Source organism: Pseudoduganella ginsengisoli, from assembly GCF_009720865.1.
Taxonomy (GTDB): Bacteria; Pseudomonadota; Gammaproteobacteria; order Burkholderiales; family Burkholderiaceae_D; genus Rugamonas; species Rugamonas ginsengisoli.
In genome coordinates, this window is record NZ_WNLA01000003.1 from 105,203 (window position 1) to 118,771 (window position 13,569).

The 13,569-nt window shown below is 59.8% G+C and carries 8 protein-coding genes; 4 read left to right on the plus strand and 4 right to left on the minus strand.

Features of this window, described 5'->3' with window-relative positions:
• The first annotated feature begins 67 nt into the window (after nt 1-67).
• The 4 genes from GM668_RS06980 to GM668_RS06995 all read left to right on the plus strand — a co-directional run bounded on the left by GM668_RS06980 (nt 68) and on the right by GM668_RS06995 (nt 5,616).
• Nucleotides 68-3,457, plus strand: coding sequence for a DUF4214 domain-containing protein (locus GM668_RS06980; protein WP_155438237.1), 3,390 nt, complete (start codon nt 68-70; stop codon nt 3,455-3,457).
• Nucleotides 3,458-3,483: 26 nt separating this feature from the next.
• Nucleotides 3,484-4,182 carry a glycine-rich domain-containing protein gene (locus GM668_RS06985; RefSeq protein ID WP_155438238.1) on the plus strand — a complete coding sequence of 233 codons (699 nt, stop codon included), beginning with the start codon at nt 3,484-3,486 and terminating at the stop codon, nt 4,180-4,182.
• Nucleotides 4,183-4,209: 27 nt separating this feature from the next.
• The gene (locus tag GM668_RS06990; RefSeq protein ID WP_155438239.1) at nt 4,210-4,623 is read left to right on the plus strand and encodes an MAPEG family protein; all 414 of its coding nucleotides are present in this window, start codon (nt 4,210-4,212) and stop codon (nt 4,621-4,623) included.
• Nucleotides 4,624-4,725: 102 nt separating this feature from the next.
• Nucleotides 4,726-5,616, plus strand: coding sequence for a transporter substrate-binding domain-containing protein (locus tag GM668_RS06995; RefSeq protein WP_229499019.1), 891 nt, complete (start codon nt 4,726-4,728; stop codon nt 5,614-5,616).
• A gap of 3 nt (nt 5,617-5,619) precedes the next feature.
• Here GM668_RS06995 and GM668_RS07000 read toward each other — a convergent pair whose 3' ends face one another.
• From GM668_RS07000 to GM668_RS07015, 4 genes are all read right to left on the minus strand, one after another.
• Nucleotides 5,620-6,585, minus strand: a complete 966-nt coding sequence (locus GM668_RS07000) for a S1/P1 nuclease (protein WP_155438240.1) — start codon at nt 6,583-6,585, stop codon at nt 5,620-5,622.
• On the minus strand, nt 6,585-7,811 hold the full coding sequence (locus GM668_RS07005; RefSeq protein ID WP_155438241.1) for a phospholipase D-like domain-containing protein: 1,227 nt from the start codon (nt 7,809-7,811) through the stop codon (nt 6,585-6,587). The genes GM668_RS07000 and GM668_RS07005 overlap by 1 nt, the downstream gene beginning before the upstream one ends.
• An 18-nt stretch (nt 7,812-7,829) precedes the next feature.
• Nucleotides 7,830-9,530: a bifunctional metallophosphatase/5'-nucleotidase gene (locus tag GM668_RS07010; protein WP_155438242.1), complete on the minus strand. Its 1,701-nt coding sequence runs from the start codon at nt 9,528-9,530 to the stop codon at nt 7,830-7,832.
• A gap of 185 nt (nt 9,531-9,715) precedes the next feature.
• A complete protein-coding gene (locus GM668_RS07015) occupies nt 9,716-13,156 on the minus strand; it encodes a TonB-dependent receptor (RefSeq protein WP_155438243.1) in 3,441 nt (1,146 codons plus the stop codon).
• Between the last annotated feature and the right edge of the window lie 413 nt (nt 13,157-13,569).

Genomic DNA, 13,569 nt, shown 5'->3' on the forward strand with positions numbered 1-13,569 from the left:
CTTTGTGTCCGCTTTTTTTTAAATAGTTATCTGGTAACATCCAAAGTTTTGCTCTTTGGATAACAGCATGGCAGCCGATGATTTTGCAGCAAATACCAGTACAACCGGCAAACTGACGCTTGGCATTGCGGCCAGCGGCAACCTGGAAACGGCAGGCGACGAAGACTGGTTCAAGATCACGCTGCCTGCCAATACCAGCTATGAAGTCCGCGCCACTCCCGCCGATGGTACGGCGCTCACGGCGATTAACGTACGCGACGCAAACGGAGGCAACACCCTGCAGAGCTACGTGTTGCGCACCGACGCGCAAAATAACACTATTCGGACATTCAGGACGCAGGCCGCAGGCGACTACTACGTCAGTATCAATGGCTATATGCAGGATGCGAAGGGCGCCTATACAGTCACTGTTGCGGCAGTACCGGATGACTATGGTAATGGCGCCGCCACAAAGGGCGTCTTGCGGCCAGGAGGAAGTGTCACCGGCATCATTGAAGCCTACAGCTATGATAGCGATTCGTTTGCGGCGGCATTGACCGCCGGCGTCACTTATACATTTACTGTTGACGGAGCACGCCAGTTCTATTCCGACTTTTTCCTTGAGGACAGCAGTGGCAAACGGGTGCCGTATGGCCCTTCGGACAACGAATACAAAATCACCTTCACGCCAGCGGTGTCAGGGACGTATTACCTTACCTATGGAATACACACAAGCGACAGCTATGCGGTGTCCTATCAGCTCACTGCGGGATTTGCACCGGATGACTACGCCGGCAATACGTCCACAACCGCAACCATGCAAGTCGGCACGCCGGCAAGCGGCAATCTCGACACCTCTGGCGACGTTGACTGGTTCAAGATCACACTGGAAGGCGGCTACAACTACCAGTTCGACCTGAAGGAAGTCGCCTATCGGGAACTGTACCCCGGGGCCATGTATAACGCCAGCCGGGCCACGCTTTTACTGATGGATGCATCCGGTAAGCTTCTGCAAAGCAACAGCTATCACACACCCCTCGGCTATTCGCCTGCCGTTGCGGCGACGTATTATGTGGGCGTAAAGGGAAGCGATGGCATTGCAGGCAAATATGAACTGAATGCAACCAAACACATCGATGACTATTCCGCGGCAGCCAATACCACTGGCGTGCTTGCTGTAGGCGGCACGGTGCAAGGCAGCCTGGAGTCGCCGGTTGAAGATGCCGACTGGTTCAAAGTCACGCTCAAGGCCAATACCAAATACACGTTTGATTTGAGCCGCAGTGGCACAACGTCCACTTTCCCTTCCTATGTAGAGCTACAGGTTATGGATGCCTATGGCAATGCAGTGGACTATGGCGCAAGTTCCAATGCCTCGCCAAAACTTGTATTCGGGCCGCCTGCCTCCGGCACCTATTACCTGCAAGTCAAAGGATTCGCTTCCAACACTGGCGAAACGTATACGGTACGCTTGTCTGAATCAGGCAGCGATGACTATGGCAACGGCGCCAGCGGCGCCGCCTCCCTTCCACTGGGGACGGAAGTTTCCGGAAAAATTGAAGTCGCCGACGACAGGGACTGGTTCAAGGTGAACCTGGAAAAAGGCGTGAACTATCAGTTCGGCGCCACCGAGTCGTTCTCGAATCTCATGGTCGACCTTTACGATGCGAACGGCAAATGGATAGACCTGGATTATTACCAGCCCGGCTTGAAGCCATTTGTTCCCCAGGTATCCGGTGCCTATTACATCGGCGTGTGGGCCCTGTACTATGCCACTGGCAACTATACTGTCGGCGCCGCCAGCGACGACTATACGGCCACGATGCAAACCAGCGGAAAACTGGCCAGCGGCTCCTCCGCCACGGGGACAATCGAAATGCCCTACGACCAGGACTGGTTCAAGATCAACCTGCAAGCAGGCGTGCCCTATGCCTTCAAGACCACAGATACGGTCAACACCGGCAGCAATAGCAAGGTAGTCAGCTCGCTGGCGTTCTATAATGATTCGGGCAAGTGGCTCGATAACGCTGCCCATCTTGGCTCCGGGGCGGAGTTCCAGACCTGGTACACGCCTGCGAAAAGCGGAACCTATTACGTCGCCGTCTCTAGCGGATACGGCAGCAAAGGCAGCTACCAGATTTCCGCCAGCGCGGCAGCCAGCGACGATTACGCCGCTGACAGCAGCACGGTTGCAAGGCTCACTGCCAGCGCCCCATTGCATGGCAACTTCGAGGCGCCGGCAGACACGGACTGGATCGGCATCCCTGTCGTGGCGGGCGGTAACTACACGGTTGAAGTCAAATCCATCGCCAGCGATGGCGCCGCGCTGACGCTGTACCCCAAACTCAAGGCGGGTCCGGGCAGCGAATGGCAAGCCAGCAGGTACGAGCTCAATTCAGCGGCCGGGACGGAGAAAATCACCTTCCACGCTGCCAGCGCCGGCACAGCCTATCTCGAAGTCGGTGGTCCTTTCCTGCAAAGCGGGGCGTACACAGTCACGCTGGCTGATCATGGCAAGGATGACTTTGGTCTTGATGACAGCCCGGGACAACTGCGATTTGCCGGTAGCGTAAACGGAAACCTTGATTTTGCAGGCGACCGTGACTGGATGAAAATCACGCTGCAGAAAGATACGCCGTACCGCTTCATCCTTGACGGCAAGGACTTGCCTGCTGCCAGCGTGCTGCAACTGCTGCCGGGAGATTTCGGTGCTGTCGCCACCGTCTTGTCCAACAACGCGGGGGAAACGCCATACTTCGACTATACGGCGTCCGCCGAAGGCACATATTACGTGAGTGTTTCCAACGTAAATGGAGGCACAGGACATTACAGTGTCCAGGCCGGCCGCTTGCAGGCATTTCCCCAGACACTGAACGGCGCCAGCGGCAACGATATTTTTAACGGCTCTAACAAGGGGGACAGGATCGTCGGCAATGAGGGGCTGGATACCGTCCGCTATAGCGACTCGCGCAGCGCCCACACACTGCACAAGAATGGCCAGGATGTGCTGCTTGCTTCGCCCAGCAGTGGTTTGGCTGCAGACATCTTGAACGGCATCGAACGCCTGGTATTCAACGACGGCGCGATCGCCCTGGACATCAACGGCGTTGGCGGTCAAGCCTTCCGCCTGTACCGCGCGGCGTTTGACCGGACTCCCGAGGAAAGTGGCGTCGGCTACTGGATGGCCATGATGGAGCGTGAGGGCCAGTCACTGCGCGACGTCGCCCATTACTTCATGGCCAGTCCGGAGTTTGCAGCGAAATACGGCGCCAATACCAGCAACACCCAGTTTGTCGATATCCTATACAGGAACGTGCTGCACCGTGCACCCGATGGAGATGGCCGCAGCTACTGGATCAAGGTCTTGGATGGCGGCGAATCTCGTGAAAATGTGCTTGTAAACTTCAGCGAAAGCGTGGAAAACCAGGCCGGTGCTGCAAGCGTGATCGGAATCGGCTTTGCGTATCAGCCCTACTAGTCTTTTGATATGAGCGAGGTGCATCCATGGCTCTCCCTGCGCTGCTGGCCTGCCTGCTGTTCGCAGGCGTCAGTTTCCAACTGTGGCGCCGCAACGTGCGGCTCAGGCGGGAAAGCTTTATCCGCACTTTCGATTTGCCGAAAGGCTTGTTCGACAAACTCACGAAACGCCATCCGCACTTGACGCTGCGCGATTGTCAGCTAGTGTCGCACGGCTTGCGGCAATTCTTCCTCGCGCATTTGAAATCGGGACGCATGTACGTGTCGATGCCGTCGCAAGTGGCGGACGACTTGTGGCACGAGTTCATCCTGTACACGAAAAATTACGAACAGTTCTGCAACAAGGCGTTTGGCCGCTTCCTGCATCACACGCCTGCCGAAGTGCTGGATAAAGCGCGGCGCAATAACGATGGCATCCGCCGCTGCTGGCGCTACGCGTGCCTGGAAGAGAATATCAATCCGAAGTCGCCGACCCGCCTGCCCCTGCTGTTCGCGCTGGATGCCAAGCTCAATATTGCCGCCGGCTTTATGTATGCGCTCGATTGCGCCACATTGCACGGCGCCGACGGCACGGTGTACTGCGGCGCGGACTTGTCCAGCTGCGGTGGCGGCAGCGGCTGCGGCGGCGACTCGTTCAGCGATAGCGGTTCCGATGGCGGTTCGTCCGATGGCGGCGGCTCCGATGGCGGCGGATGCGGCGGTGGCGGATGTGGAGGCGGCGACTAATGCGCTTATATCCGATAAACTGGGCGCATGAAAACCATCTTCCACCCCGTCATCGCCCTTGCCGTCTGGACCCTGCTGATCCAGATTTCCATCGCCTTCACCCGCGTGCGCGCCGGCGTGCGGCGCCAGATCCAGGCCAATGATTTCAAGTACGGCGAATCGCCCGCCGTGCCGCCGGAAGTGTGCATCCCCAACCGCAATTACATGAACTTGCTGGAAGCGCCGGTACTGTTTTATGTCGCCTGCATCGTGCTGTTTGCGACAGCGGGCGCTACGCATGCCACGGTTGCACTGGCGTGGCTGTATGTGGCACTGCGCATCGTGCACAGCCTCATACATCTGACCTACAACGACGTCATGCACCGGTTGAGCGCTTTCGCTTCCAGCAACGTGGTACTGGCCATCATGTGGCTGCTGACGGCTTTGCACATCGCTGCTTAAAACGTAGGCATGGCCGTCCTGCAACACTAGCTTGCTGCAACGGGATACCGGTGGCACACTGGCTGCATCATGGCCCCAGCCCCGCCAACTCCACCGCATTCCATGACCCGCCGGCATAGCCTGGCCGCCATGCTGTCGCTGGCTGCCTGTGCGGCGGTGCGCGCCGCCCCCAAATCCGCCACGAAAGTCGTTTATCCGCTGCACCTGGGCTCGTATGACGCCCGCTACGATTACGACTGGCTGGTACTGCGTACGGCGCTGGAAAAGACCGTCCCCGCATTTGGCCCGTTTACGATGCAGCAGTTCGGGGAAGCCATGTCGCCGCAGCGCGTGGCGCAGGAACTGGTGCTTCCGCATGGCCGCATCAATATCATGGCACGCGCCGTGTCGCCGGAATTCGAGCGCGATGACCTGCCCATCCGCATTCCCATCGATAAAGGCTTGCTGGGCTACCGCGTACTGCTGGTGCGTAAAGACGACCTGCCCCGCTTCGCCCGGGTGCGCAGCCTGCAGGATTTGCGCAAGCTGCGCGCCGGCATGGGCAAAGGGTGGGCTGACGTGGCGGTGCTGGCCCATGCGGGCCTGCCCGTGGTCGAAGGCAGCGCCCACGAAAACCTGTATGCCATGCTGATGGCGAACCGTTTCGACTATTTTGCGCGCGGCGTCGATGAAGCGCAGTGGGAAATCAAGGAATACGGGGCGCGCTTTCCACAGATGGCGATTGAACCAACGCTGCTGCTGCGCTATCCGCTACCGCGCTACCTGTTCGTGCGGCGCGATACGGAAGGCGAAGGGCTGGCCAAGCGCCTGAAGGCTGGGCTGGAAATCATGGTGCAGGACGGCACGCTCGATGCGCTGTTCCGCCAGCACAAAGGTCCCATTATCGAGCCGCTGCAGCTCGATAAGCGGCGCTTGCTGACGCTGGCCAATCCGGGCTTGCAAGACATACCGCAGCAGCGCCCGGAGTTGTGGTATTCGCCGGGAGGCAAATAGCCGTTACGGCCAGATGGCTTGCAAGATCGCCGCCAGCCGGATGCCGCCTTTAGCCAGCTGCTCCTTGACGATCGCCGACGCGGTCACCGCGTAATCATCCGGCGCCGCCACTTGCCACGATACCTTGGTTTCCTTCGTCGGCACCGCCTGCACCGGACCAATCTTCAAGCCCGCATGGGCGCGTTTCGACATGGCCAGCGCTTCATCCGCCATCAATGGCGCCCACTCGGCGGGATCGCCGTCGAATTCCGCCATGGCTGGCTTGGCCGCCAGCGCCACGCGCGCAAACTGTTCCGGCGTTTGCGCTTCCACGCGGCGCATCGCATAGTCAACCAGCGCAAAGTCCCAGTAATTGTGCAGCGAACGGTTCCCGTCCAGCAGCAGCGCGTTGCCGCCCGCCGTACTAAATACCGCCACGTCATCGACCTGCTCCTGCTTCACCGGAACAACGTACGCACCATTCTTGTCCAGGTAAGCATTCCCCACGTGCAGCGGCTGGTGCATATCGCCGGCCAAGTGGGCCAGCAACAGCAAGGCTTGGCGCCTGGTGAAGCGGTGCGGATTCACTGCAGCGCCATCCTTGCCCTGCAAGACCCAGATCGCCTGGCGCATCGATTGCACGATGTCGCTGCCATTCGCTCCCACGGCGCGCGGCTGGTAAGCCAGCGCCTGGAAAGGCAAATTCGCGTAGTGGTACTCCGCGTGCTGGGGATTGGCTTTGACGTAGTCCGCCATTTCCTGCGTAGGAGCGCCGCACACGGCGCCCTTCGCGCAATCCATCCACACGGCGATCTTTTCCAGGCTTTCACCGGGCAGCAGCAAAGCCCGCACCTGCTTTTCCGCATTGGTGCCGCGGATCAGCTGGTCCGCCATGGCGCCCACGGCGCGGTGGCCGTCATTGCCCCACGCGTGCGCACCCGGCGCGGCGCACAGCGCGGCGCCTGCGATAACAACAGCGGCCAGCCGCATTACTCTTCCTTGCCTTTGGCCGGTTTCGGGTATTGCTTGTTGACGTCCAGCGGCGCCGCATACGGCGACGTCCACAATTGCTCATGCAGCGCGGCCACGCGCTGCGCCATCGCAGGATTGCGCAACACCATTTCCAGGTTGCGCGACAAGTCAAAATAGCCGCCGGCCCAGTTGCTGGTTCCGACCCACGCCAGCTTGCCATCGATGCTCATGGTCTTGCTGTGAATGACGCGGGCAAACGGGATAAAGCCTTCCGACGATTGCGGCAACGTCACCACGCGGATTTCCACGTTGGGCAGCATGGCCAGGCTTTTCAGGTAATCGATGGCGGGTTTTTCAGTATTCCAGTTCGACACCATCAGCTTGATTTTCACGCCGCGCTGCGCGGCAGCCCGCACCGCGTTGTCAATCACGGGATAGTAAGGGCGCGTGCCTTTCGGGCCGTACGACAGCGGCGCGTAATCCAGCAATTGCACACGCACTTCGCTTTGCGCTTCCGCCAGCATGGCCGGCAAACCGCGCTCGGAATCAGCCACGCCGGCCGGATTGTAGGGATACGGACTGGCCATCAAGAACGCGTCCGGCGCATAGTTGGCGCTGGTGGCGGCGTGGGCGATGGGCGGCACGGATTTGCCTTGCGCCAGCTGCGCCTGCGCCTGCCAGTCCTGGTCAAAGATGGCCTGGATCTGCGCCACGACTTTCGGGTCCGAAATGCGCAAGCCGGTTTCGTGGATGTGCGTGAACGACCGCCAGTCGAAATTCTGGCTGCCCACGTAGGCCACCTGGCCATCGACCGCCAGGTACTTGGCGTGGATGATGCCGTTGCCCGTCAGCTGGCTGTAATCGAGGATGCGCAATTCCAGGTTGGGAATGGCTTTCAGGCGTTCAATCGTCGGCGCTTCCGACAAATTGACGCCCTTCTTGTCCAGCAGGAAGCGGATTTTGACGCCCCGCTTCCCTGCAGCTTCCAGGCGCTCGAAAACGCGCTCGAATGGCGAGCCGGGTTTTACAACAGCGTAAAACTGGCCGATGACGATTTCTTTTTTTGCGTTGTCGAACAATTCGCTCCACACGGTGGCGGGATTGCGCAAGTCTGGATTCGGCAGCGCGGTTTCCACCGGGTTGGTCAACACCAGTTCATAGCCGGGAATGGAAAAATCCGCGCGCGCCGACGTCGAAACGACAGCCGATGCGGCGAGCAGGGAAACGAGTAACAGTTTGCGCATACTAGGTAATACTCCAGGTTATTTGGCACGACGGATGCGGCCCGCGTCCGATGCAGCGCCGGCGGGTTTGCCGGCGCGGTCGCGGCTGATCAGGTATTCAGCCAGCGCATCAACGTCGCGCATATTGGTGGGCGCAACGTTGGTTACCTGCTTGAAGGTGGGGAAAGAATCGCCGCCTTCGAGCAGGAAGTGATTGATGGCGACGCGGTACGTGTTGCCTTTTTCGATTTGCACGCCGTGCAGCAGAACGCTTTTATCGACCACGCGCATGCCTTCCGGGCGCGACGGGTTCCACTGGTACGTGAACCCGTCCGACACTTGCAACAGGCCGCGCGTGACGCCGCGCCCTGCCAGGAATTGTTCTTCCAGCACGGCGTAAATTTGCGCGCCCGTCATGTTCACCACTTCGATCGTATTCCCGAATGGCAGCACGGCTTGCAACTGGCCCAAGGTTGCCACATTGCCGGCGCCCGTCTTCAGCGTGGTGCGGATACCGCCGCGGTTCATGAAAGCGATTTGCGCACCATAGGCGCGGGCGCCATACAGCATCGAATCGGCGATCAAGTCGCCCAGCGCGGATTCATCGATGGTGTCGTCGTCCGGCCGCACCAGCGTATCGACTGCAAGGCGGGCCACGGGACGCGCCAGCGCCTGTTCACTGCGGGCGCGCACGGTTTGCAGGAAGCCATCCATCGCGGCATCGGGCGGGAACGAGCCCTGCGCCAGCACGACATTGGCGGCGCGCTCTCCCACCACCCGCCCGGTGGCGCGGTCCACATCAATGGTTACGCGCGACAGCATATGCCCGCCCATTTCCGCCTGCGTCACGAGACGGCCATCGACACGGCACAAATACCCTTTGTGCGAATGGCCGCTGATGACGACGCGGATGGCGGGATCGAGTTTCTTCACGACGTCCACCAGCGGCCCATATAAATCCGTGCAATCCTGTTTTTGCTGCGGCGACGGCGTGCGGCCGCCTTCATGGATCAACACGACAAACGCATTGACGCCTTGCGCGCGCAATTCCGGCAGCACGCGGTTGATTGATTGCGCTTCATCGGCAAATTGCAGTCCGGCCACGCCGGACGCCAGCACGGACGATGCGGCATCTTTCAGGACCGCGCCGATAAAGGCTACCTTCACGCCGCGCACGGTTTCGACGTGGTACGCCGGCAGGAACGGCTTATTGGTGACCATGTCGAACACGTTGGCCGCCAGGTACTGGAATGCCGCGCCTTGCCACGCGCCGTCAAAGCGGCACGCTTTTTCCGGACGGGGCGACGTGCAGCCGCCCTTTTGCTGGCGCAGCAATTCAGCCCTGCCGCCATCGAATTCATGGTTGCCGACGGAACTCACACGCAAGCCCAGCCGGTTCATGGCGGCCAGGGTCGGTTCATCGGCCCACATCAGCGACAGCGCCGGGCTGGCGCCGATCAAATCGCCAGCGCCCACCAGCAGCAATTCCGGATCGTCCTTGCGCCACGCGTTGAGCGCACCGGCAATGGTGGCAATGCCGCCCGCCGTGACTGTGCGCTCAACGCCGCCCACATCGGTGTACGTGACACTGCTGGCTTCCAGGTTGCCGTGGAAATCGTTGAGGGCCGCCAGCTGGATCGTGGCGATGGCGGGATCGGCTGCGGGATGGCGATGCGCGCAGCCAGCCAGCGCGGAAGCCAGCAGCAGCGCCGGCAAAGCAGTACGGAAAATTGGCTTCATTGCGGATAGACGGTGGCAAGTAGCGTTATTGTAGCGCCGGAAAAATCCCCGCAGGCGCACAGGCGGCACGGGGAAACGCAGCGTTACAAAAAAAAACGGCCGGTGTCGCCACCAGCCGCTTTTGACCATGATCAGTGGGAGCCCGGCCTAAAGGCCCGGCACCCATGGTACCCAATTACAGTCGCTTAGAACTCGTACTTCAGCGTAGCCTGCAGTGCCCACTGGGACTCGCCTTTTACCTGGCGCACGTCCAGGTCTTTCACCTTGTCGCGCAGCTGGTAAATGTACTTGCCGGTCACAGGATCCAGGCCCGCGAAGTCCACGAAGGTACGCACTTGCGCGCCGCCCGACTGGAAGGCCATTTCGTTGATACGGCCCCACTTGCGGTTCAACAGGTTACCCACGTTGAAGATGTCGAACGTGAAGGTGGCTTTGTGGCCGTTGAAGAAGCTTGGGATCTCCTGCGCAACACGGACGTCGAAGCTGTTGGTCCATGGCGAGAAGTCGCTGTTGCGGTCTACAACCTTGCCGGCAGCGCGTTTCAGCACGCCGTACTGGTTGACGACGGACCAGAACTTGTCTTCGTTCGCATGGTTGGCAGCGGTATCGCCCTTGAAGATGACTTCGCCCGAACCTGGCGCCGACGGGATGTACATCAAGTCGTTGCCGGAAACGCCGTCGCCGTTCAAGTCATTGTTGTAAGTCCAGCTGTATGGCTTGCCGGCACGGCCTTCATAGAACAGGCCGAAGCGGGTGTTGTACGTGCCGAAGAACTTCTTCTGGAAGTTGATGACGGCATTGATACGGTCTTTGACCAGGTAGCCGGAGTTGGCCGACACTTCTTCGTTCGGGTTGAACGCGGAACGGGCGATCCAGTTCGAGTTCGACGTCGACGACGTCAGTGGCGACACTTCCTTCGCGTCCATGTAGGTGTACGCAACGGACCAGCCGAAGCCTGCCGTCATTGGGCGGGTCAGCGACAGCGTCAGCAGGTTGGAGCCACCCTGGCTGGTTTTCTGTGCCAGGATCACGTTGCCGAACGACGAGTTGGCGCCGGATTTCGAACGGAAGCCCGTGCAAGCCGCACCCGTGGTGATCGAGCCGCCGGTGGCGTTCCAGCACGCGGTGTTGTAAGCCTGGTCCGTGTAGAACAGGCTACGGCCATCGGTACCGGTGCGGGTTGGCGCGCCCAGGTTCAAGTTCTGATAGAAGATACCGTCCTTGACGTCGACTTTCAGGTATTCCGCTGCGAACACCACGCCGTACCATGGCAATTCATGGTCAAACGCGATGTTGCCTTTCCATACCGATGGCTGGCGCAGGCCAGGGGCCAGGATATCGACGTTGGCTGCCGGCGGGTTGCCGCTGTAGACAGGCTGGTTGTTGATGTCGGAACTGAAGATGCCGCCGCCGGTGGTGCAAGCCGAGTAGCCGGCGATGCCGCAACCGACAGTCTTGGTCACCACGCCAGGGTTCGAGAACGCATTCGACACCCACACGGTGGCTGCCGCGCCCTGGAACAAGCCTACGCCGCCGCGCAACTGGGTCGGACGCGATGCGTCGAACTGGTAGTTGAAGCCCACGCGTGGCTGCCACAGTTTCTGGCCGTCGAACGTGTTGGTGTTATCCAGGCCGAAACCGCCGGTCTGGCGGCCGGTCGGCGTGGTGCGCGCCACGGTAGGCGCCAGCACGGCCGCGTTGGCCAGAGGACGGTCACCCATGGTGGTCATGTCGACACGCAGGCCGCCATTCACGGTCAGGCGCGGGTTGACGGTCCACGTATCCTGCAGGAACAGGCCGGTGTCCTTCATGCTGAACTGGGCCACGGCGTCATCCATGGTCAGGCCGGCATTGGCGATCTGCGTCTGGTACGACGATGGGCGGCCGCGGCTGAAGTTTTCCAGCACGGCTTGTTCATGCTGGGCAGCGGTCAGCTTCGAGCAGTCGGCAATATTGGCGCCCGGCGTGACACCGGTAACGGTGTTGTAGCCGATGTTCGGCGTGCACGAGAACGTGTAGTTGCCCCACACGTTTTGCAGGAACGCGTTGTAGATCTTGTTGTTCTGGTAGTCGCCACCGAACTTGATTTCGTGGTCGCCACGGCTCCAGTTCGCGCCCAGGTAGATATCGTCGGTCTTGGTGCCGAGGATATTGCGCTGGCGGCTGTTGTCGGTACCGAACGTGATGTTGCGGCCGGCGGTCGACAGCGACGATGGCGCACCGGCAGGCAAGGCGCCCGAGAACAGCAGGTTGACGAACGGCGTCTTCGCATTCAGCGATGGCACGGAATCATAATCGCGCTGCGAGAATTTCAATTCGGTCGAGAAGGTCGGGGTCCAGTCGCCGGTCCATTGCGCAACTTTGGTTTCGATGACTTTCTTCTGGCTGTACCAGGTCGAGTTCAGCGAAATGTGGGTCGAATCCAGCTGCGAGAAGATTGGTTCCGCCTGCTCGGTTTTCGCCCAACGCACCATCACGCGGTGGTCGTCGTTGACGTTCCAGTCCAGCTTGACCAGCTTGTCGGTCACGTCCAGCTTGGTGCCGGTCGGTACGTCGAACGCGCCGATGTCCATGCCATAACGGTCTTTGGCGATTTGCTGGGCAGCGGCAATCGCGCCGGTGGTCACGCCAACGTTGGTTTTTTCGCTGCCGACCGGGCCGAACGAAGGAGCGGTACGGGTCGAGTTCAGCTTTTCATAGTTGGTGAAGATGAACAGCTTGTCCTTGATCAGCGGCGCGCCCAGGGTGAAGCCCTTGGTGGTTTCCTTGAACGGAGCTGGATCGAAGTAGGCGCCAGTGGAAGCGTTGAAGCGCTCGCCGGCCAGCTTGTCGTTACGGAAGACGTAGTAGACGCTGCCCTTGACTTTGTTGGTGCCGGACTTGGTCACGGCGTTGATGTTGCCGCCCGTGTAGCCCTTTTGCGTCACGTCGTAGTTGGCGACGTTCACCTGCACCGACTGGATCGCTTCGATCGAGATCGGCTGCTTGGCCGTTGGCGAACCATTCGATTCCAGGCCGAAGGTATCGTTGACGGACACGCCGTCAATGGTCAGCGAGTTGTAGCGGCTGTTCTGGCCGGCCACGGACATTTCGCCGCGCTCTTTGTCGGTCTGCGAAACGCGTGGGTCGGAACGCGCATAGTCTTGCAGGTTACGGTTGATGGAACCCTGGATCGCCAGTTCCGACGCGGTCAGGCTGGTGCCTGCGCCCATCGTGGTTTTCGAGAACTTTTCCGAACGGCCGCCGGCCACGCCTGCGATCGTCACGGTCTGCACGGCTGGTGCGCCCAGCGTGGCATCGACGCTCGACGTTTCCGCCAGGTTCGTATAGACCTCGTCACGCTTTTCCGTCACGCCGTTTTTCGTGATGGTGATCGTGTATGGACCGCCGACGCGCAAGCCGCGGGCCACATAGCGGCCGTCCGCGTCGGTCGTCACCGTGCTGACCGAGCCGGATTCATTGTGGCGGATCGTCACGGTTGCGCCTGCTGCTGGCTTGCCATCCGCGCCGGAAATGCGGCCGCCGATAGCCGACGTGGTGTTCTGTGCGAACGACGGTGCCGCCGCCAGCGCAATGGACAAGCTCAACGCAATCTGCGTCAGCCGGAGCCGTGGATGATTCATCATTGTATAACCCCAAAAAAGACAAATATTCATGAAAGCACTAGCAGCCGTCCAAGTGGCCGGCCGTCCGTACTTCCTCTTTTACTTTTGCTGCAAACTTGTTATGCGGCGTTAAAACGCCGTACATTATTCTGCTGAGCTACGAATGAGTCTAACTTTGCAATGTTTCAGGACCGTGACACACAAGAAACTTCAGATTACCCACGCAAAGCCTGCACTTTTGCGCGTGCTATAAATCACTATGCACGAAGCAAAAATGCATGACAAATTCGAATTTCTTCTCGAATTGAGACGCCAAATATATAAATCCACTGCTTTTAGTCGTCCGGCAGTGGCCGGAGTGAGGGATTAAGGCGGGATTATAAGATTACTTGAATAGGATTCATGTGGAAAATTCATACTAATCAAACAAATGT